This is a genomic window from Catellatospora aurea (assembly GCF_042663325.1).
GTDB lineage: Bacteria > Actinomycetota > Actinomycetes > Mycobacteriales > Micromonosporaceae > Catellatospora > Catellatospora aurea.
The window spans coordinates 204,293-223,979 of sequence record NZ_JBHTAC010000005.1 but is presented as its reverse complement, the minus strand read 5'-3'; the positions used below and the strand labels follow the sequence as shown (position 1 = coordinate 223,979).

The 19,687-nt window shown below is 71.3% G+C and carries 17 protein-coding genes and 1 pseudogene; 11 read left to right on the top strand and 7 right to left on the bottom strand.

Going from position 1 to position 19,687, the window contains the following annotated elements; translation table 11 throughout:
* Positions 1 to 20 precede the first annotated feature (20 nt).
* The gene (locus tag ACFQO7_RS07565) at positions 21 to 1,979 is read right to left on the bottom strand and encodes a S8 family peptidase (protein ID WP_376805740.1); all 1,959 of its coding nucleotides are present in this window, start codon (positions 1,977 to 1,979) and stop codon (positions 21 to 23) included.
* A gap of 305 nt (positions 1,980 to 2,284) precedes the next feature.
* Positions 2,285 to 2,515 (bottom strand): hypothetical protein, encoded by a 231-nt coding sequence (locus tag ACFQO7_RS07560; protein WP_376805739.1) that lies wholly within the window; start codon positions 2,513 to 2,515, stop codon positions 2,285 to 2,287.
* 231 nt (positions 2,516 to 2,746) lie between these two features.
* On the opposite strand from ACFQO7_RS07560, the gene ACFQO7_RS07555 reads away from it, so the two are divergent.
* From ACFQO7_RS07555 to ACFQO7_RS07535, 5 genes and pseudogenes are all read left to right on the top strand, one after another.
* Positions 2,747 to 2,971 carry a winged helix-turn-helix domain-containing protein gene (locus tag ACFQO7_RS07555; protein ID WP_376805738.1) on the top strand — a complete coding sequence of 75 codons (225 nt, stop codon included), beginning with the start codon at positions 2,747 to 2,749 and terminating at the stop codon, positions 2,969 to 2,971.
* A gap of 123 nt (positions 2,972 to 3,094) precedes the next feature.
* On the top strand, positions 3,095 to 4,000 hold the full coding sequence (locus ACFQO7_RS07550) for a helix-hairpin-helix domain-containing protein (RefSeq protein WP_376805737.1): 906 nt from the start codon (positions 3,095 to 3,097) through the stop codon (positions 3,998 to 4,000).
* On the top strand, positions 4,000 to 6,462 hold the full coding sequence (locus ACFQO7_RS07545) for a ComEC/Rec2 family competence protein (protein WP_376805736.1): 2,463 nt from the start codon (positions 4,000 to 4,002) through the stop codon (positions 6,460 to 6,462). The genes ACFQO7_RS07550 and ACFQO7_RS07545 overlap by 1 nt, the downstream gene beginning before the upstream one ends.
* 43 nt (positions 6,463 to 6,505) lie before the next feature.
* Positions 6,506 to 7,489 carry a DNA polymerase III subunit delta gene (gene holA / locus ACFQO7_RS07540; RefSeq protein ID WP_376805771.1) on the top strand — a complete coding sequence of 328 codons (984 nt, stop codon included), beginning with the start codon at positions 6,506 to 6,508 and terminating at the stop codon, positions 7,487 to 7,489.
* A pseudogene (locus ACFQO7_RS07535) lies at positions 7,486 to 7,749 on the top strand (hypothetical protein); the annotation flags it as partial. The gene holA and the pseudogene ACFQO7_RS07535, both read left to right, overlap by 4 nt.
* A 752-nt stretch (positions 7,750 to 8,501) precedes the next feature.
* On the opposite strand, the gene rpsT reads toward ACFQO7_RS07535, so the two are convergent.
* A complete protein-coding gene (gene rpsT, locus ACFQO7_RS07530; protein ID WP_360533534.1) occupies positions 8,502 to 8,768 on the bottom strand; it encodes a 30S ribosomal protein S20 in 267 nt (88 codons plus the stop codon).
* Positions 8,769 to 9,129: 361 nt separating this feature from the next.
* On the opposite strand from rpsT, the gene ACFQO7_RS07525 reads away from it, so the two are divergent.
* The 5 genes from ACFQO7_RS07525 to ACFQO7_RS07505 all read left to right on the top strand — a co-directional run bounded on the left by ACFQO7_RS07525 (position 9,130) and on the right by ACFQO7_RS07505 (position 14,872).
* A complete protein-coding gene (locus ACFQO7_RS07525) occupies positions 9,130 to 9,696 on the top strand; it encodes a DUF4240 domain-containing protein (RefSeq protein ID WP_376805735.1) in 567 nt (188 codons plus the stop codon).
* 162 nt (positions 9,697 to 9,858) lie between these two features.
* Complete coding sequence (gene lepA / locus ACFQO7_RS07520; RefSeq protein ID WP_360533528.1) at positions 9,859 to 11,730, top strand: translation elongation factor 4; 1,872 nt, start codon at positions 9,859 to 9,861, stop codon at positions 11,728 to 11,730.
* The gene (locus tag ACFQO7_RS07515; RefSeq protein WP_376805734.1) at positions 11,727 to 12,233 is read left to right on the top strand and encodes an NUDIX hydrolase; all 507 of its coding nucleotides are present in this window, start codon (positions 11,727 to 11,729) and stop codon (positions 12,231 to 12,233) included. Before lepA ends, ACFQO7_RS07515 begins: the two co-directional genes overlap by 4 nt.
* Positions 12,234 to 12,670: 437 nt before the next feature.
* On the top strand, positions 12,671 to 13,822 hold the full coding sequence (locus ACFQO7_RS07510) for a hypothetical protein (protein ID WP_376805733.1): 1,152 nt from the start codon (positions 12,671 to 12,673) through the stop codon (positions 13,820 to 13,822).
* Positions 13,823 to 13,963: 141 nt separating this feature from the next.
* On the top strand, positions 13,964 to 14,872 hold the full coding sequence (locus ACFQO7_RS07505; protein ID WP_376805732.1) for a hypothetical protein: 909 nt from the start codon (positions 13,964 to 13,966) through the stop codon (positions 14,870 to 14,872).
* 69 nt (positions 14,873 to 14,941) lie between these two features.
* On the opposite strand, the gene ACFQO7_RS07500 is transcribed toward ACFQO7_RS07505, so the two are convergent.
* The 3 genes from ACFQO7_RS07500 to ACFQO7_RS07490 all read right to left on the bottom strand — a co-directional run bounded on the left by ACFQO7_RS07500 (position 14,942) and on the right by ACFQO7_RS07490 (position 17,821).
* On the bottom strand, positions 14,942 to 15,868 hold the full coding sequence (locus tag ACFQO7_RS07500; RefSeq protein WP_376805731.1) for a phytanoyl-CoA dioxygenase family protein: 927 nt from the start codon (positions 15,866 to 15,868) through the stop codon (positions 14,942 to 14,944).
* A 173-nt stretch (positions 15,869 to 16,041) separates the two neighbouring features.
* Positions 16,042 to 16,914 carry a hypothetical protein gene (locus tag ACFQO7_RS07495; protein WP_376805730.1) on the bottom strand — a complete coding sequence of 291 codons (873 nt, stop codon included), beginning with the start codon at positions 16,912 to 16,914 and terminating at the stop codon, positions 16,042 to 16,044.
* 88 nt (positions 16,915 to 17,002) lie between these two features.
* On the bottom strand, positions 17,003 to 17,821 hold the full coding sequence (locus tag ACFQO7_RS07490; protein ID WP_376805729.1) for an enoyl-CoA hydratase-related protein: 819 nt from the start codon (positions 17,819 to 17,821) through the stop codon (positions 17,003 to 17,005).
* Positions 17,822 to 17,838: 17 nt separating this feature from the next.
* Here ACFQO7_RS07490 and hemW point away from each other — a divergent pair, with 17 nt between their 5' ends.
* Complete coding sequence (gene hemW, locus ACFQO7_RS07485; RefSeq protein WP_376805728.1) at positions 17,839 to 19,053, top strand: radical SAM family heme chaperone HemW; 1,215 nt, start codon at positions 17,839 to 17,841, stop codon at positions 19,051 to 19,053.
* Positions 19,054 to 19,059: 6 nt separating this feature from the next.
* On the opposite strand, the gene ACFQO7_RS07480 is transcribed toward hemW, so the two are convergent.
* Positions 19,060 to 19,560 (bottom strand): DUF4870 domain-containing protein, encoded by a 501-nt coding sequence (locus ACFQO7_RS07480; RefSeq protein ID WP_361051585.1) that lies wholly within the window; start codon positions 19,558 to 19,560, stop codon positions 19,060 to 19,062.
* Between the last annotated feature and the right edge of the window lie 127 nt (positions 19,561 to 19,687).

Genomic DNA, 19,687 nt, shown 5'->3' with positions numbered 1-19,687 from the left:
TGATCAAGAGGCCCCCCGGATCAGGAGACGCTGATCGTCACGTCGTCGATCACCCAGCTGGTCTGCAGGGACTGGTCCTCGACGCCGTTGAACTTCAGCGTCACGGTCTGCCCGGCGAACTGGCTGACGTTGACGACCTTCTCCACGTACGCGGAGTTGGCGTCGAGGTTGGTCTGGGTGGCCACGGTCGTGCTGCCCATGGTCACCGTCAGCCGGTCCCAGATCTGCCCGTCGGTCTCGGCGGTGCTGATGCGCACCCAGTACCGCAGCGTGGCGCTGGTGCAGCTCGCCGGGATGGTCACCGACTGCTGGACCCAGTCGGTCTGGGTCTGGCCCTGGCCGCCCAGCCAGGCGCTACGGGTGCCGGTCTTGCCCGGGTAGCCGTAGCTCGACCAGGCGCCGACGACGCCCGTGTCGGCCGTCCACGGCGTGGTGCCGCTCTCGAAGCTCGAGTTGCCGACGACCTGCGCCGCGGTGCAGCCGCCGCCACCGGTGGTGATCGTCCAGGTGAAGTTCGTCGACCCGGTCTTGCTCGCCGAGTCGGTGACCGTCACCGTGACGTTCGAGGTGCCCGCGGTGGTCGGGGTGCCCGAGATCAGGCCGCTCGACGAGCTGATCGACAGCCCGGCCGGCAGACCCGACGCGCTCCAGGTGTACGGCGACGTGCCGCCGCTGGCCTGCATCTGCAGGCTGGCCGCCTGCCCGACGACGCCGCTGCGGTTACCCGGGTTGGTGACCGACGGGTTGTCGGGGTTCGTCCCGCCGTTCATGAAGCCCGTGTAGAGCAGCCGGTTCGGCGAACCCGAACCCGGCGAGGTGACCTTGCCGGTGGTGGCGTTGTTGACCAGCGCGTCGCGCACCTGGGCGGGGGTGGCGTTGGGGTTCAGGCCCAGGTACACCGCGGCGGCGCCGGCCGTGTGCGGCGAGGCCATCGAGGTGCCCGTCATCGTGGCGCTGCCGTTGTTGCTGGAGTACGACGCCGACACGATGCTCGTGCCCGGGGCGAAGATGTCCAGGCAGGAGCCGTAGTTGCTGCTGCTGTTGCGGGCGTCGGAGCTGTTGGTGTTGCCGACGGTGACCGCCGCCGCGACGGCCTGCGGGCTGTAGTAGCAGGCGTCGTCGGACGAGTTGCCGGCCGCCTGGACGAACTGCACACCCGACGAGATCAGGCTCGACACGGCGCTGTCCATGGCCTGGCTGGTGCACCGGCTCTGGCAGCCGATGCTGTAGTTCACCACGGCCGGCTTCTGGGCGTTGGTGCGCACCCAGTTGATACCCGCGATCAGGTCGTCGTTGGTGCCGCTGCCCTGGCAGTTCAGCACCCGGACGGCCACGACGGAGGCCTTCTTGGCCACGCCGTAGCTGGTGCCCACGGCGGTGCCGGCCACGTGGGTGCCGTGTCCGTGGCAGTCCGTCGGCGAGCTGTCGTCGTCCACCATGTCCGTGCCCTGCTTGACGCGGCCGGTGAACTCGACGTGGCTGGCGTTGATGCCGGTGTCGAGCACATAGACCGTCACCCCCTGACCCGGGTTGGTGGGGTACGTGTAAGCCTGGTTCAGCGGCAGGTTCGCCTGGTCGATCCGGTCGTCACCCCAGTTCGGGGGGTTGTTCTGGGTGTCCAGCACGCCGATGCGCTGCACCGCCTCGACCGAGGCGACCGCGGGGTCGGCGGCCAGCTTGCGCGCCTGCGCCGCGGTCATGCCGACCGAGAAGCCGCGCAGACCGGCGGTGTAGACGTGGCGCGCCTTGCCGCCGAAGCGGCCGGCCAGGTCACGGGCCTTGGTGCCGACGGTGCTCGCGGGCACCGCGGAGTCCTTGAAGACCACGATGTAGCGGTCGGCGACAGCGCTCGGGCTGTCGGCGTACATGATGCTGCCTTCGGCCCCGGCGGGAGCGGCGTTGGCCGTCCCACCCGCGCCGAGCGCCCCGGCGAACGCGACGATGATCGCGAAGCCGAGAGCGGAGACTCGATGCCGCAAGGTTCTCTCCTCCCAGAGATCCCCACTGCGCGGCCGGGTCCCGATGACACCGACCGCGTAGGGGTGACGCAGAACCTAGGAGCGGATGAATCCGTTGCGGCAGAGTCGTTAACAGCGATCGATGATTCGTAACGTCAAAACTGTTTATAGAACGTGCGCCATGTCGTCGGTCGTGATCGGACGATCGGTGCGATGCGCTGAGGCGGTTACACCGCCTGGGTCGTGATCAGGTCGTTGTCCGGCACCGGCCCGCCGTCGGGAGACAAGAGAATTGAGGGTGTACGCCTGTGCGGTCCCGGCGTGCGTCAGCGGCGTCGGCGCAGTTGCCGGACGATCCTCCAGTGCCGGGCATGCGGCTGTGTGGCGTCGCGCCCGGCCATGGCCAGTTCCGCCGTCGCCTGCCGGGCTGCCGAGCAGTCCGCGTGTGAGCAGACACGACAGCGGCCCGTCCGCTTCCTGTTTCGGTGGCGGTGCAACTCCTTGTAGAGGAAAGCCGCCCGCTTGTCGGTGATCGGCTCGATGTACGAGGTACGCACGGCACCACCCCAAACGATGAAGCCCCGCCGCACGGAGTCAGCTGTCACGTACGGCGGGGCACCCCTGGACGAGACGGATTGGGGTGCGATGCCAGCCCGTCACGCGAGCCCTGGATATGCCGACCCGGGACTCCTCTGCAACCTACTGTAAGAGGTTGAAGAGGTTCAAGACCTAGTTGCTTTAAATCAACCAGGCGTGATCGACTCGGAGAGCCGACCCGAGGAAGAGTCATGCCAGCCATCCCGATGTCGTCCACGCAGATCGCGCAGGACATCACCGCCCGCATCCAGTCCGGGGAGTACCCGCCCGGTTCCCAGCTGCCTACCATCGCTGCGCTGGCGGACCTCTACAACGTCAGTGACGGGACCATCTCCCGCGTGATGATCGTGCTACGCACACAGGGCACCGTGATTGGCGTGCCAGGACGCGGCACGTTCGTGCCAGACAAGGAATGATCCCGGGCGTCCGCCATAGCACGCAGGAGGCTTGATCAGGCGGTTGTCCACAAGCGGCGCGCTGTCCACAGGCAAGAGATTTGAGGCGTACGCCCACTGCCTGCCCGCCCCTAGCGTGGCCGCGTGCCGTCCTCCCGCAAGCCGCCGCCCGTCGAGGCCGACCTCGACCGGCTGCATCGCGTGCTCGCCCAGTCCCCATCGCCGGCCCGGCTGCCGCTCGCGCCCCCGCCCTGGTCGGACGCTCTCGACGCGCCATTTCTCGACGTGCTGCCGGACTTCGCACTGTCGCGGACCATTCCGAAGACGTCGCCGTCGGACCCGAGCGTCTTACGAGACGCTCATGTGTATGCGGCCGTGCCATCGGGCACCGCAGCACCGGACGCCGATGGGTTGCCGACCACGGACACCCCGCCGAGCGCGCTGCCCGGCCGTGCGGCGTTCGATCCGGGGCGGCGCGGACTGCGGGCGCTGGCGGTGGTGGCCGCGCTGGTGGTAGCCGTCGCGGCATACCTGGCCTGGCAGACGCGTCCGTCCGTGGAGCCCGCACCTGAACCGGTGACGGTGCCCGTCGCGGAATCGAGACGGCCGGCTGCCTCAACTTCGGCGGCGACGCTGGTCGTGGCGGTCACCGGGCGGGTACGCAAGCCGGGCCTGGTTCGGCTACCGCCCGGCGCTCGGGTCGCGGACGCCATCGAGGCCGCAGGTGGGGTGCTGCCCGACACCGACCTGTCCGCAGTCAACCTTGCCCGCAAGGTCACCGACGGCGAGCTGATCGCGATCGGGGTGCCGGGCATGGCCGGTGCGGAGGCTCCGGCCGCTGGGGCGGGACCAGGTGCGGGTCCGGTGAACCTCAACACCGCGACGCTCGCCCAACTGGACGCCCTGCCCGGGGTCGGCCCGGTGCTGGCGCAGCGCATCCTCGACCACCGGGCCCGGCACGGCGACTTCCGCAGCGTCGGCGACCTGCGCCAGGTCGAGGGCATTGGCGAGTCGAAGTTTGCCCAGCTCAAAGATCTGGTGACGGTCTGATGGAGGGCCTCGCCGGACCGGCGCACCGAAACTCGGACGGCCCCGATCTGCGGCTGGCTCCGTTCGCGCTGGGCTGCTGGGCGGCTTCACTCGCTGCGCTCTTCACGGGGCTGGGCGTCACCCTCGTGCTCGGCGCAGCGGGCGCGCTCGGAGCGACGCTGGCTGCGGCCGGTCGGACCGGTTCACGCCGGGTGGCGCGTTCGCTGAACGGGTGGTCGGGGGTGCCGCTGCCGGTCTGGTGGTCAGGAATGTGGCCGCGCGGCCGTGAGCCTAGGCGGTGGATGGTTCGGCGGCAGGCCGGGGGAGCGAGGCAGGGCTCGTGGCGGTGGATCGTGGCGGGGGCCTTCCTCGGGGTGGTGTGCGGGGCGGCGGCGACCGGGGCGCGGCTGGCGGCGAGAGATGCCGAGGAGATCACCGCTCTGGTGGTCGGGCGGGTATCGGTGACGGTGACGCTGGTCGTGCGTGATGATCCGCGCCAGTCGCCCGGAATCGTCGGCCGTCCGGCGACCTGGGTGGTGGCGGCGGACCTGGAGCAGGCCGGTGACCTGCGGGCCGACGTCGGGGTGCTGGTGCTGGCGAGCGGCGACGGCTGGGCGGGGCTGCTGCCGGGGCAGCGGGTGCGGGTGCCCGCCCGGTTCGGCCCGTCCCGGGGCGGCGACCTGCGGGCCGCAGTGCTGTCCACGGAACGGCCACCGGAGCTGCTGGGAAAGGCGTCGTGGGCGCAGCGGGCGGCGGGCGGCCTGCGCGCGGGTCTGCAACGGGCCTGCGCACCGCTGGACGCCGCCACCGGCGGCCTTCTCCCGGGACTCGTCGTGGGCGACACCAGTCGCCTGGATCCGGCGGTCGAGCAGTCGTTCCGCGACACCGGGATGACTCACCTGACGGCCGTCTCGGGCAGCAACGTCGCCATCGTCACCGGCGCGGTGCTGCTGCTGGCCCGGCGGACCAGGGCCGGGCCGCGGCTGACCGCCGTGGTGTGCGCGGTGTCCGTGGTCGGGTTCGTGATCCTGGCCCGGCCGTCGCCGAGCGTGCTGCGGGCCGCGGTGATGGGCGGGATCGCGCTGCTGGCGCTCGCCTCGGGCCGGTCCCGGGCGGCGCTGCCCGCGCTGTCGGCGGGTGCGGCGGTGCTGCTGATGGTCGATCCCGAGCTGGCCGCCGACGCGGGCTTCGCGCTGTCGGTGCTGGCCACGGCCGGGCTGCTGCTGCTCGCGCCGCCGATGCGCGACGCGCTGCGCCGCCGGGGAATGCCGGGCGGGGCCGCCGAGGCGCTGGCCGTGCCCGCCGCGGCGCAGGTGGCCTGCGCCCCGGTGGTCGCGGGCATCAGCGGCACGCTGAGCCTGGTCGCCGTACCCGCGAATCTGGTCGCCGTGCCCGCGATCGCGCCCGCGACCGTCACCGGAGTCGCCGCCGCGCTGCTGTCGCCGGTGTGGCCGGGCGGCGCCGAGTTCGCGGCCTGGCTCGGCAGTTGGCCCGCGTGGTGGCTGGTCACCGTGGCCAGGGTCGGTGCGCAGGTGCCGGCCGGGGTGTTGCCGTGGCCAGGCGGGCCGCCGGGCGCGCTGCTGTTGGCCGGGTTGACCGTGCTGCTCATGGTCGGTTTCCGGCGGCCCGCGGTGCGTCGGCTGGCGGCCGTCGTGGCGCTCGCCGGCGTCCTGGGCGCGCTGCCGGTGCGCGTGCTCACCGGCGGGTGGCCGCCCGACGGCTGGCTGGTCGTGGCCTGCGACGTGGGCCAGGGCGACGCCACCGTGCTCAACGCGGGCGGCGGTGCGGCCGTGGTCGTCGACGCCGGGCCCAAGCCCCGCGACGTGGACCGCTGCCTGCGCGAGCTGGACGTGGACGAGGTGCCGTTGCTGCTGGTCAGCCACTTCCACGTGGACCACATCGGCGGCCTCGACGGGGTGCTCGCCGGGCGGCGGGTCGGTGCTCTGGTCAGCACGCCCTGGCCGGAACCCGCCACCGGTCGGGAGGCGGTGACCCGGGCCGCCGCCGCGCACCGGGTGCCGGTGTCGGACGCCCCGGAGTCCGGTGGCTGGACCGTCGGCGACGTACGGCTGGAGGTGCTGCCCGCGCCGCCCGAACGCGGCACCCGCAGCGACCCGAACAACAACTCCCTGATGCTCGTCGCGACGGTACGCGGGGTGCGGGTGCTGCTGACCGGTGACGCCGAGACCGAGCGGCAGCAGGCGCTGCTGGCGGCGGGCGTGGACGTGTCGGCGGCCGTGCTGAAGGTCGCCCACCATGGCAGCGCCTTCCAGGAACCGTCCTTCCTGGACGCTGTCGCACCGAGGATCGCCCTGGTCAGCGTGGGGGAGGGCAACGACTACGGGCATCCGAGCGGCTCCGTGCTCGCCCGGCTGTCGGGGCGGGGCGCGCGGGTGCAGCGCACCGACGTCAGCGGCGACCTCGCGGTGGTGCTCGACGCGGGCAAGCTTTCCGTCGTGCTCCCGACGCGCCCGTTGGAGTGACGGTGGGCGGGTGCCAGTTCGCACGTGCGACGATAGCGAGGTGGTGAGCCAGGTTCCGTCCCCCGTCCTGACACCCGTGGTCCTCGTGCTGGGCGACGAGGAGCTTCTGGTGGCGCGCGCGATCGCCGACGCGGCCGCGCAGGCGCGTGCCGCCGATCCGGCGGCCGAGGTCCGCGAGGTGGAGGCGGGCACGATGCTCGTCGGCGAGCTCGCCGAGTTGCTCAGCCCGTCGCTGTTCGGCGGGGTCCGGGTGGTGGTGCTGCGCGCCGCGCAGGACGCCAAGAAGGACGTGTCGGCGGTGCTGCTCGACTACGCGAAGTCGCCCGACCCGGACGTGAGCCTGGTCGTCGCGCACGCGGGCGGCGCGAAGAACAAGGCGCTGGCGGACTCGCTGGCCAAGGCGGGCGCGTCCGTGGTGTCCGCGGCGAAGCTGAGCAAGCACCGCGACCGGGTGGACTTCGTCACCGGCGAGGTGCGCCGGCTCGGTGGGCGCTGCGCGACCGACGCCGCCGAGACGCTGATCGAGGCCGTCGGCAACGACCTGCGTGAACTCGCGGCGGCCTGTTCGCAGTTGATGGCCGACACCGGCGGGCGGATCGACCAGGCGACGGTGGCGCGTTACTACCGGGGCAAGGCCGAGGTGAGCGGGTTCGCCGTCGCCGACGCCGCGGTCGCCGGGGACGTGCCGGCGGCGCTGGAGGCGCTGCGCTGGGCCCGGCACAGCGGCGTGGACCCGGTGCCGATCGCGGACGCGCTGGCCGACGGCGTGCGCACCGTGGCGCGGGTCGCCTCGGCGGGGCGCGGCAACGCGTACCAGCTGGCTTCGACGCTCGGCATGCCCGCCTGGAAGATCGAGAAGGCGCAGCGGCAGGCGCGCGGCTGGACCCCGGACGCGCTGGTGCTCGCGATGCGGGCGGCTGCCGACTGCAACGCCGCCGTGAAGGGCGGCGAGGAAGACCGCGACTACGCGCTGGAACGCGCCATCGTGGCGTTCGCGCAGGCCAAGCAGGCGGGAGGTGGGCGATGACAGCGGGTGTCCGATCCCGGCGCGCCGGCATCAGTCCCGAGGAGGCGCGCAACCGGCCGCTGTACGCCCGGGTCCTGGGCCTGCAGTACGTACGCCCGAGCAGCCTGCTGTGCTTCCTGTACTTCGAGGGCACCGTGGCGCTGGCCGTCCTGCTGTCCCTGGCCGAGCTCACCGGCTGGTGGGCGGTGGCCGTGCTGCCCGCCTCGGTGGCGGTGATGGTGAAACTCAACGACGTCATCGCGGGTGCGACGACCCGGTCGGGCGGTGCGGCGACCCGGTCCGGTGGCCAGGCGACCCGGCCGAAGTCCGCCACGCGACGGGCCCTCGCCCAGCCGACCGTGCGGCTGCGGGTGGCCGCCCCGGCCGAGGACACCCAGCCGCCCCGGCGCGATGACCGACTCACGGATGACGAGCGTGACCCATTCCCGAGCGCTGCCGGGTACCACGACCCGTCGCCGGAAAGCCGTCCAGGCAACGGCTTCCAGGACCCCTACCCGAGCCGTACCACCGCCGGGGAACAGGGCATTCGGGGCTACGCCGACCACACCGTGTACGGCGGACAAGGCATCCACGCCTCCGACGCGTATGCCGACCAGCCGACGTACGCCGGGCTGCCTGATCACGGTGCGCCGGCACAGCCCGCGTCGACCGGTCCGGACGCCGACGAGCCCTGGCTCAGCACGGCGGAACAGCGCGCCCGCCAGTCCGCCGCTCACCGCTACGAGTAGCTCGCCCCGCCACGCGCAGCGCCGCGTTGATCATGAACCTATGGCACGGCTCGACGGCGAGTCGTGTCCACAAACTCATGGTCACCTGACACGCGGTCCGCGTGCGTCATCGATCATGAAGTTGTGCCACCGACACGCCGCTGAGCCGTGCCATAGGTTCATGATCAGCGCGGCGCGGCGCGGGCCCGGCGGGGGAGGGCGGTGGAAACACCGATGCCCGGTCTCCCCTGGGGAGCCGGGCATCAGGTGATGTCTTGGCGGTGCCGGAGGGCACGCTGCGACGATCAGGCAGAGAGCGAAGCCAGCTTCTTGGCGATCGACGACTTGCGGTTCGCCGCCTGGTTCTTGTGGATCACGCCCTTGCTGACGGCCTTGTCCAGCTTGCGCGAGGCGTCGCGCAGCAGCGCGGTGGCGTTCTCGACGTCACCGGCGGCGCTCGCCTCGTGGAACTTGCGGACAGCGGTCTTCAGCGACGACTTGACCGACTTGTTGCGCAGCCGGGCCTTCTCGTTCTGCCGGTTGCGCTTGATCTGGGACTTGATGTTCGCCACGCGACAGCCTCGTCCTGCTCGTTTCGGTTGACTGGTTCGGATGGGCCGGCGCAACGAAGCACCAGCCGCGACGTGCCAGGTTACCAGGTGGCCTGGGCATCGGCCAAAACAGGCCGAGGTGACACCCGTCGCGGTGCCCGACCCGGACAGCCTACCGCCCCGCCTTCACCGCCTCTGCGGGGCGGTTGATGATCGTCGTTTCGGGGCGAAAAGTGAAGTCGCACCGCACTTTCCGACCGCAAACAACGATCATGCGCGCCGCCGGGTGGCGGCCGGGCCGGGTGACCTTTCCGGGTGATGGGACGCGACACCCGCTCGTAGATCGAGGGCGGGCGGGGTCCGGGTGGCAGACTGTGCTGTCGTGGACATCGAGCGGTTCTGGGCTCTGATCGAGCAGGCGCGTACGGACGTCGAGGGTGACATCGGCGAGGACGGCACCGGGCTGGCGAAGGCGCTGACCGCGCGGCTGTCGGCGCTGAGCCTGGCGGACATCGCCGGGTTCGCGACGCGGTTCGAACAGCTGCGTGCCGCGGCCGACCGCTACGACCTGTGGGGGGCCGCGCACCTGATCGGGGGCGGCTGCTCCGACGACGCGTTCGTCGACTTCCGCAGCGGGCTGATCGCGGCGGGCCGCAAGTGGTACGAGGCTGCGCTGGCCGACCCGGACGCGCTGGCCGGGCACCCGTCCGTGGTCGAGGCCGTGGAGTGGGACGACGACAGCGCGATCTTCGCCGAACTGGTCGGGTACGCGGCCGCCGACGCGTTCCGGGAGGTCGCCGGGGCGGAGCTGGTGCTGCCCGAGACGGCGAAGGCGCCGATCGCGGGCGAGGACTGGGACTTCGAGGACGACGACCAGATGCGCCACCGGCTGCCCCGGCTGAGCGCGCTGGTGCTGGGCTGGCCCGCGAACGAGGGCTGCCGCTGCTGAGCGAGCCCGCCGCCGGAGCGCCTGCGGCGGTAACGTTGAAGCCCGCTTCGGCACGGTCGGCGGGCGTGGGATCATAGGGGCGGCAATAACCGCCTCACGCCGAACGCGGCCCGTCGCCAGCGACCCGCTTTCCGCGCCTCACGCCCTATAGAACGGATCACCGTGCCTCCGCTGCTCGGATCGAACAAGCCCGGCGACACTGACCCGGCCGCCATCCGCAACTTCTGCATCATCGCCCACATCGACCACGGCAAGTCGACGCTGGCCGACCGCATGCTGCAGATCACCGAGGTGGTGGACCCGCGGCAGATGCGGGCGCAGTACCTCGACCGGATGGACATCGAGCGCGAGCGCGGCATCACCATCAAGAGCCAGGCGGTACGCCTGCCGTGGACCGTGCGCGAGGGCGAGCGGGCCGGCGAGCAGGTCGTCCTCAACATGATCGACACGCCTGGCCACGTCGACTTCACCTACGAGGTGTCGCGCAGCCTGGCCGCCTGCGAGGGCGCGATCCTGCTGGTGGACGCCGCCCAGGGCATCGAGGCGCAGACGCTGGCCAACCTGTACCTGGCGATGGAGAACAACCTCACCATCATCCCGGTGCTCAACAAGATCGACCTGCCCGCGGCGCAGCCGGAGAAGTACGCCGAGGAGCTCGCGCACCTGATCGGCTGCGAGCCGGAGGACTGCCTGCGGGTGTCCGGCAAGACCGGTGACGGCGTGTCCCACCTGCTCGACGAGATCGTCCGGCAGCTGCCCGCTCCGACCGGCGGCGACCCGAAGGCCCCGGCCCGCGCCATGATCTTCGACTCGGTGTACGACGTCTACCGCGGCGTCGTCACCTACATCCGCGTGATCGACGGCCGCCTGGACGCCCGCGACCGGATCAAGATGATGTCCACCGGCGCGGTGCACGAGCTGCTGGAGATCGGTGTCATCTCCCCGGAGCCGATCAAGTCGCCGTCGCTCAGCGTCGGCGAGGTCGGTTACCTGATCACCGGTGTGAAGGACGTGCGGCAGTCCCGGGTCGGCGACACGGTCACCCTGAACGCCAAGCCGGCCACCGAGCCGCTCGGCGGCTACAAGGACCCCAAGCCGATGGTGTACTCCGGCCTCTACCCGCTGGACGGCTCGGACTACCCGGAGCTGCGCGACGCCCTCGACAAGCTGAAGCTCAACGACGCGTCCCTGGTGTACGAGCCGGAGACGTCGGCGGCGCTGGGCTTCGGCTTCCGCTGCGGCTTCCTCGGCCTGCTGCACCTGGAGATCATCCAGGAGCGGCTGGAGCGCGAGTTCGGCCTCGACCTGATCGCCACCGCGCCGAACGTGGTGTACCGCGTGGTCACCGACGACGGCAAGGAGATCACGGTCACCAACCCGAGCGAGTACCCGCACGGCAAGGTCGCCGAGGTGTACGAGCCGGTGGCGCGCGCCACGGTGCTGACGCCCAACGACTACGTCGGCGCGGTGATGGAGCTGTGCCAGGGCCGTCGCGGCGTGCTGCAGGGCATGGACTACCTGTCGGCCGACCGCGTCGAGCTGCGTTACACGCTGCCGCTCGGTGAGATCATCTTCGACTTCTTCGACCAGCTGAAGTCGCGTACCAAGGGTTACGCCAGCCTGGACTACGAGCCCAGCGGCGAGCAGGCCTCCGATCTGGTCAAGGTGGACATCCTGCTGCAGGGCGAGCCGGTCGACGCGTTCAGCGCGATCGTGCACAAGGACAAGGCGTACACGTACGGCACGACGATCGCCTCCAAGCTGCAGAAGCTGATCCCGCGCCAGCAGTTCGAGGTGCCGATCCAGGCGGCCATCGGCTCCCGGGTCATCGCCCGCGAGACGATCCGCGCGATCCGCAAGGACGTGCTGGCCAAGTGCTACGGCGGTGACATCAGCCGCAAGCGCAAGCTGCTGGAGAAGCAGAAGGAAGGCAAGAAGCGCATGAAGATGGTCGGCCGGGTCGAGGTGCCCCAGGAGGCCTTCATCGCCGCGCTGTCCACCTCGGAGGCACCCGAGGGCGGCAAGAAGAAGTGACGTTCGCGGGACACTGCTTCCGCTGCGGCGCGGCCCTTCCGGCCGCGCCGCCGTCCGTCTGCGGGACCTGCGGGTACGAGCAGTACCTCAACGCCCGCCCGACGGCCAGCCTGATCGTGCTCGACGGCGCCGGGCGCTTCCTGGCGCTGCGCCGCTCGCGGCCGCCCCGCGAAGGGCTGTGGGAGACGCCGGGCGGCTTCTGCGACGCCTGGGAAGAACCCGCCGACGCGGCCCGCCGGGAGGCCCGCGAGGAGCTGGGCGTCGACGTCGAGCTGGGCGCGTTCGTCGGCATGTACGTCGGCGACTACGAGTTCCAGGGCGAGCGCCTGCCCGTGCTCGACTGCTTCTTCCTCGCTACCCTGCCGGCCGGCGCCCACCTGCGCCTGGACCCCGACGAGTCCTCCGAGTCCGCCTGGCTCCCGCTGGCCGACCCGCCCGTCATGGCCTTCACCACGATGGACCGCGCCCTCCGCGACGCTGCCACCCTCCTCCCTACCCGCTGACCCGCCCCCGCCGCAGACACGGTCCTGCGGCGGCCACCGGCCTGCAGTTTCAAGGAAAGTGCAGGAATCCAGCCTACGGTTCGTGCAGTTTCCAGGAACCTGCACCGTGGCGCTGCTCGCTGCGGCGGTCGCGGCCCTGCCCGAGCCAAGATCGCCCGACTTGCCAGGCAGGTGGGCGACCGGCGGGCCAAGATACGCGCGTTTTCCGGGCAAGTCGGGCGATCATGGAGGTGGTCTCCGGCGGGGATGCGCCGTCGCTCGTGTGGGTTATGGCTGTTCGGTTGGCGGGGGTGCACGGTCGGCCAAAGATCTGCCGACAAAAGGCCTGGAGCCGTAGTAACTGGGCAATCTACCCATCGTTACCCCAAGTGCAGTGTTTTGCCGCTTTCGCCCGATATGAGGGCATAGCAGGTTCCAAAGTCGCACAAGGAGTGACGATGCAGATGAAGAAGGCCGGAGCCGTCGCCACGGGCGCTCTCGCTACGATGGCGATCATGGGGGCTCCTGCCGCTGCGGCGCCCAGCACGGACGCCTCTGCGCTGACCCAGGCCGGTGCCTCCACCACCGAGGGCAAGACCACCTCGATGCGCCAGGTCGGGGCCAACCAGCTGAAGCTCGCCCGCGGCGGCGGCTTCGACAACAACGGCTGGGACGCGCCGTGGGACATCGACTCGGCGTCGGTCGTCGCGCTGCTCAACGGTACGGTCGTCAACGTGGCCGCCCTCCAGCAGTGTGGCTCCACCAGCGGCAACGTGGTGGGCATCTCGGTGCCGATCACCTCGCCGAACACCGTGGTCTCGGGCTTCGGTCACGACGACGGCTACGGCCACAAGAACGACATCGCGTGCGCCAACGCCAACGTCAAGATCAAGCAGACCGACAAGCAGGCGGCGATCCTCGGCGTCGGCAACGACTCGGCGGTCAACATCGCGTCGATTCAGTCCTGCGGCTCGACGGACGCAAACGTCATCGCCCTCGCGGTGCCGATCACCTCGCCGAACACGGTCATCGGTGACTGCCAGAACAGCAACATCGAGATCAACGGCAACGACGAGTGGGACAACGACGACCACTGGCAGGAGTCGGCTCGCACCGAGGCCATGCCGATGGGTCAGTCCCTGGCGATGGACAAGGCCCGGCAGGCCCTGGTCAAGAAGGTCAGCGCGCTGAAGAACCGCAGCGCGTGGGCCAACCGCGCCAACGCCCGCGTCGCCCCGCAGGCGCGCGGTGGCGGCTGGGACGCGCCGTGGGACCAGGACTCGGTCAGCCTGATCTCCGCGCTGAACGGCACCGCCGTGCAGCTGATCACGGCCCAGGCCTGTGGTTCCACCTCGCCCGACGGTCTGGCGATCGCGATCCCGATCACCTCGCCGAACACCGTCATCGGTGACTGCAAGAACGCCAACGTGAAGATCAGCAAGGACGACCCCAAGGGTGTCATCTCCGCCCTGGACAACACCTCGCTGAACGTGCTCCCGCTGCAGTCCTGCGGCTCCACGAGCGCGAACATCATCGCCGCGGCGGTTCCGATCACCTCGCCCAACACGGTCATCGGCAGCTGCTACAACGCCAACACGGTCATCGACTAGTCGCTGAACCGGCACGGCGGACGGGGCGGGTCGCGCCAGCGCGACTCGCCCCTTCGAATGCTCGCCAACGACAACTCATGCCGCGCTGACGTGTGCCTGCGACTCGGGCGCCGGCGGCCAGAAATCCTACAAGGAGTGACGATGCAGATAGGAAAGGCCGGGGTCGTCGCGGCCGGAGCGCTCGCTACGGTGGCGGTGATGGGTTCGGCGGCGACCGCCGCGCCCGCGGCCGGACCGGCGCACGTGGATCCCGTCAGGACCGCCGCGACCACCTTGAAGCAGGCGGCGGTGCAGCAGGCCGCGGGACAGGCGCTCGCTGCCGTGAAGACCGTCAAGGACGTCGCCCGCGGCCCCCAGCGGGAGGTGCGCCAGCCGCTGATCTCCATCGCCAACGGCAGCGCGCTGACCACCGGTGCGTGGCAGGCATGTGGTTCCGCATCGGCTCAGGTCGTATCGGCCGCGGTCGCCCTCCGCTCCCCGAACACCGTGCTGGGCGACTGTGCCAACGGCAACGTTCTGATCCGGCAGAACCAGGTGCAGGGGGTCATCTCGATCCTGGACGACACCTCGGTGAACGCGCTGCCGATCCAGGTCTGCGGCTCGAACGCGGCCATCGCCGGCGTCACGGCCGCGATCGCCTCACCCGCCACCGTGGTGGGCGACTGCTCCAACGCCAACACGTTCATCGCCGCGCCCAAGGACAGCGCGCAGGAAGGGCCGCAGAGCCTGGTGTCGCTGCTCAGCGGCTCGGTCGTGAACGCCGCGGCGGTTCAGGTCTGTGGTTCGACCGCATCGATCGTCGGGGTGTCCGCGGCCGTGACGTCGCCGACCACCGTGCTGGGTGACTGCTACAACAGCAACAGCACCATCCAGAAGCGCAAGAACCCAGCAGTGCTCCCGCTGCTCAGCAACCAGGTCCTGGACATCGTGCCGCTGCAGACCTGCGCGTCGTCCGGCCTGCTCGGCCAGCTCGGCCCGGCGCTGCCGATCAGCAGCTCGGCGTTCGTCGCCGGCCAGTGCGTCACCGGCGGGCAGAAGATCCTGGACTGACCGCCCGTCAGCAGCAGTGAGGCCGGGCCGCGAGATGCGGCCCGGCCTCACTGTCGGTTCATGCGCTGGTCAGCGCAGCCAGGGGACGTTGCGGTCCAGCAGGCCGCGCTCCTTCAGTTCGGCGCGCAGCGGGATCGTGTCGTCGATCCAGCCGCCCTCGCCGACACCCCACATGTTCTGCACCTTCAGGTTGCCGAACGCCTCGCCGATGAGCTGGCGCTGCACCGGGGTGAGGCCGGCGTACCACGCGGACTCGCGGTCGATCGGCATGTCGTCGACCGGGCGGATCCAGCGGTAGGTGTAGCTCATGAAGAGCATCTTGCGCGTCACGTCCGAGCGGTTGCGCGAGCGCGAGTGCCACAGGCGGCGGTCGAAGATGAACGCGTCACCGGGCTTGGCCAGCCACGGCACGGCGCCCTCCGGACCCTTGGCGATCTCGGCCGGGTCGGTCGGCCGGTACATGTGGTTGTTCAGGTGCGAGCCCGGGATGCACAGGGTCTGGCCCCGGCCCGGCTCCGAGATGTCGCTGAGCACGATGGCGACCTTGATCGACAGCATCGGCCGCGGGATGTCGCCGTAGTACGGGGCGTAGTACTCCGCGTCGGAGTTCTGCCGCCAGCCGTCCTGGTGCCACTCCCAGCGCGGGGTCTCGTCCTCCTCGTACGGCGGGTTGACGTCGAGGTGGTTGTGCTGGGAGTAGATGTTCCAGCCGGCCAGACCCCAGACCCAGCGGAAGGTCGGGGAGTAGTCGAGCATCCGGGCGAAGGCCGAGCTGTGGCTGACGGCGCCGAGCAGGTGCAGCGAACCGGTCTTGTCGATGTGACCGGTGTCCTTGTTCGCGGCGTACAGGCGGTCGGCCTCGGCCTGGAGTTCGGCCACGATCTCGGGGCTGACGACACCGGGGAGGTGCTTGTACCCGTTCTCGTGGAATTCCTTGCGCTCGGCGTCGGTGAGCGGCGCGTAGTCCGTCGCCGGCTCCTGAGAGGTGATGGTCATGTCCTCCCCTTGCGTCCTTCCAGACTTGGGCACAGTCGAAGGCAGGATCGGGGCGCGCGACTTGGGGGGTGGCGTGCCGGGATGAGCAACCTTCGCGAACGAGTGCCGATACTAACTCGCGTTCCCGAGTGACGTCGTCGCGCGGGGACCGTCAGCGCGGCCTGCCACCAGGGTCACCCGCCCGCGACGACCTCGGCCACCACCTGTTCGGCCACTTTCTCGGCGCTCGACCACGCGGGGTCACCGGCGGACCACTGCTGGTCGGCGAAGGTCACCCGGGTGACCCCGGTGATCGGCGCCTGGGCCACCAGCCAGTGCGCGAACTGCCAGCCCGCCTTGCTGTTCGCGGCCGGTACGCGCAGCGCGGCGCCCTCGGCGGTGACGCCCTTGGCCTTGGCGGTGCCGAAGTCGGCCTTGATCCGGTCGGCCAGCGCCTTCGCGGTCGCGGCGTCGGCCGGCGGCTCGTCGCTGTACGTGTCGCAGGTCACACCGCCTGCCTGCTGCCCGGTCAGCACCTTGGCCAGCACGGTCGCCTCCTCGGCCCACTTCTCGTAGGCCTCGGGGTAGGCCGACCGCTGCACCCGCTGGGCGGCCTCGGTGACCCGCATCTTCTGCCACCCCTTGACCTTCAGCAGGCTGGTGTAGAAGCGCTTGGCGGCGTGCCGCGGATCCATGATCTGCTTCGCGGTGCCCCAGCCCTGGCTGGGCCGCTGCTGGAACAGGCCGAGCGAGTCGTGGTCGTTGCCCTCGCCGAGATGCTCCAGGTTGCGCAGCTTCGACTCCTGCAGGGCGGTGGCCAGCGCGACGATCACCGCGCGGTCGGGCACGTTGCGGCTGATCCCCACGGCGGCGATGGTCGCGGCGTTGGCCATCTGCTCCGGGTCCAGGCGCACCTCGCCGTCGGCGCGGGCCACGCACTCGGGCGCGCCGAGCCGGGGGAGCGGGATCTCCAGCTTGCCGTCGAACTGCTGCCGGGCGAGGTAGCCGCCGACGCCGAACACCACGGCGAGGATCACCAGGACGGTCAGCGCGTGCTTGCCCTTCACAGCGGCCTCCTCGACATGTGCGCGAGGGCGGGCGGCTTGTCGAAGTCCCCAAGCCGCCCGCCCCCGCCGCAGGCTCGTTCAGGCCACCCTACGGGGTGGCCGCCGCCACGGCACCGTCCTCGTCGGACCGCGGAACCCAAGCGGCATCCCGTTTCTCCCGGAATGCGGCGACTCCCTCGCGGCCCTCGGCGGAGCCGAAGAAGCGCAGCGAGATTTCCGACAGGTGGGCCAGCTCGGCGTCCAGGTCCGGCTCCGCGCGGCGGCGCAGCAGCTCCTTCGTCGTCGCCAGCGAGGCGGGCGCGCCCCGGACCAGGCTCTCGCACCAGCGCGCGGCGACCGCGTCCACGTCGTCGTCCGGCGCGGTCGCGGTGACCAGCCCGATCGCGGCGGCGCGGGGGCCGTCGAAGACGTCGCCGGTCAGGTACAGCTCCGCGGCGGCGCGCGGGGCGAGCCTGGGCAGCACCGTGGCGGAGATCAGCGCGGGCACCACCCCCAGCCGCACCTCGGTGAAGGCGAACGTGGCCCCCGCCGTGCACACCGCGAGGTCGGCGGCGGCGATCAGACCCAGCCCACCGGCGCGGGCCGGTCCCCGCACCACGGCCACCACGGGCTTGGCCGACCGGGCCACCGCGCCCAGCACGTCACCCAGCAGCGCGGCCGGCATCTGCCCGGACTTCGCCGCGGCGGCGGTCTCGGCCAGGTCGGCGCCGGAGCAGAAGACCGGGCCGGTGTGGTCGAGCACGATCACCCGTACCCGGTCGTCGGCGTTCGCCTCGGCCAGCGCCGCCAGCAGCTCGGTCATCAGCCGGTGCGACAGCGCGTTGCGGTTGTGCGGGCTGTCGAGGGTGATCGTCGTTACGCCGCGGGCGTGGGTGACCCGGACGAGGTGGGAGTCAGGTGAGGACATGAGGGCAGACTAGAGCCGTGGCCCAGCTTCCCGACGGTGAACCCGTACCCGACACCGGTGTCCTGCCCGAGTCCGCGCTGGCCGACGTCGGCGGGCGCGGCTTCGGCGTGTACCTGCACGTGCCGTTCTGCGCCAGCCGCTGCGGGTACTGCGACTTCAACACCTACACCGCCTCGGAGCTGGGCGGCGCGGACACCGAGGGCTACGTCGAGGCGGTGCTCGCCGAGCTGGCGCTGGCCGCGAAGGTGCTGCCCGCCCCGCCGCGCGTCGACACCGTCTTCGTCGGCGGTGGCACGCCCACCCTGCTCAAGCCGGCCCAGCTCGGCCGGATGCTGGAGGCGATCGACGGCACGTGGGGGCTCGCCGCCGGCGCGGAGGTGACCACCGAGGCCAACCCCGAGTCGGTCGACCCGGCGTCGCTGCGCGAGCTGCGCGCCGCCGGGTTCACCCGGATCTCGCTGGGCATGCAGTCGGCCGCGCCCGGGGTGCTGCGCATCCTGGACCGCAAGCACACCGCCGGGCGCGCCCCGGCCGCCGCGATCGAGGCGCGGGAGGCCGGGTTCGAGCACGTCAACCTGGACCTGATCTACGGCACGCCGGGGGAGACCGAGGACGACTTCGCCGCCTCGCTGGCCGCGGTGGTCGGCGCGGGCGTGGACCACGTCAGCGCGTACGCCCTGATCGTGGAGGACGGCACCCGCCTGTCGGCCCGCATCCGGCGCGGCGAGCTGGCGTCCCCGGACGACGACGTGGCGGCCGACCGCTACCTGGCGGCCGAGGCGGCGCTCTCCGCCGCCGGGCTGGGCTGGTACGAGGTCTCCAACTGGGCCGCCGACCAGGCCGCCCGCTGCGCGCACAACCTGCTCTACTGGCGCGGCGGCGACTGGTGGGGCCTCGGGCCCGGCGCGCACAGCCACGTCGGCGGCGTGCGCTGGTGGAACGTCAAGCACCCGGCGAAGTACGCGGCCCGGCTGGGCGAAGGGCTCTCCCCGGGCCTGGGCCGGGAGGTGCTGACCGAAGAGCAGCGCCACACCGAGGACGTGCTGCTACGGCTGCGTCTGAGCGAGGGCCTGCCACTGGACGTGCTGGACGAGGCCGGGCGTGCCGCCGCGGGGCAGGCGCTGGCCGACGGGCTGCTCGAGCCCTCCGCGTACGCAGAAGGCCGCGCAGCGCTGACGCTGCGCGGCCGTCTCCTCGCGGACGCGGTGGTCCACTCCTTGCTGGCCTGGTGACCCGACTTACTTGATCAGGCTCATGGTCAGCGGGTACTTCGGCAGCTCGCCGTTGTTGGCCTTGACACCGGCCATGACGCCCATGATCAGCGGGAACAGCGGCACGAAGAACAGCACCATGGGCAGGATCAGCCAGCTCAGGCAGCTGCCGACGCAGAGGCTCACGATGCTGATGACGCCCCAGAGGATCTGGAAGTTCAGCGCGGCGGTCGCGTGCGCCTTGACCGTGGGCGACTCGTTGCCCTTGACGAGCAGGGCGACCAGCGGAGCGACGAACCAGGTCAGCGCGCCACCGAAGTGGGCGACCAGGGCCCAGGTCTTGTCGTCCGGGTTGGCGTAGCCGACCGGGGCGGGGCCGCCGACCGACGGCGGAGGGGTGTAGCCGCCGGGTGCGGACGGCGGGGGAGACGCGGGGGCCGACGGCGGCGCTGCCGGGGCCGGCGGCTCGTAAGAGGGGGCCGAAGGAACCGGCGGCTCCGAGGAGCCGGGCGGGGTGGGTTCACTCATGCCCGACAGGCTAGGTCTGTGGATCAATCGGCGCCAGTCAACACCCGTGACCGATAGGCGACACACTGCGAGCCGATCGGCCGAGTTTACCCGCTGTCCACTTTGCCGATGTCCGCGCTGGGTGTCG

Excerpts from the sequence above, each read along its gene's own strand:
- ACFQO7_RS07480 (WP_361051585.1), bottom strand. The coding sequence starts at position 19,560 with ATGAGTGAACCCACCCCGCCCGGCTCCTCGGAGCCGCCGGTTCCTTCG.
- ACFQO7_RS07545 (WP_376805736.1), top strand. The coding sequence starts at position 4,000 with ATGGAGGGCCTCGCCGGACCGGCGCACCGAAACTCGGACGGCCCCGAT.
- ACFQO7_RS07505 (WP_376805732.1), top strand. The coding sequence starts at position 13,964 with ATGCAGATAGGAAAGGCCGGGGTCGTCGCGGCCGGAGCGCTCGCTACG.
- ACFQO7_RS07555 (WP_376805738.1), top strand. The coding sequence starts at position 2,747 with ATGCCAGCCATCCCGATGTCGTCCACGCAGATCGCGCAGGACATCACC.
- ACFQO7_RS07490 (WP_376805729.1), bottom strand. The coding sequence starts at position 17,821 with ATGTCCTCACCTGACTCCCACCTCGTCCGGGTCACCCACGCCCGCGGC.
- ACFQO7_RS07500 (WP_376805731.1), bottom strand. The coding sequence starts at position 15,868 with ATGACCATCACCTCTCAGGAGCCGGCGACGGACTACGCGCCGCTCACC.
- ACFQO7_RS07510 (WP_376805733.1), top strand. The coding sequence starts at position 12,671 with ATGCAGATGAAGAAGGCCGGAGCCGTCGCCACGGGCGCTCTCGCTACG.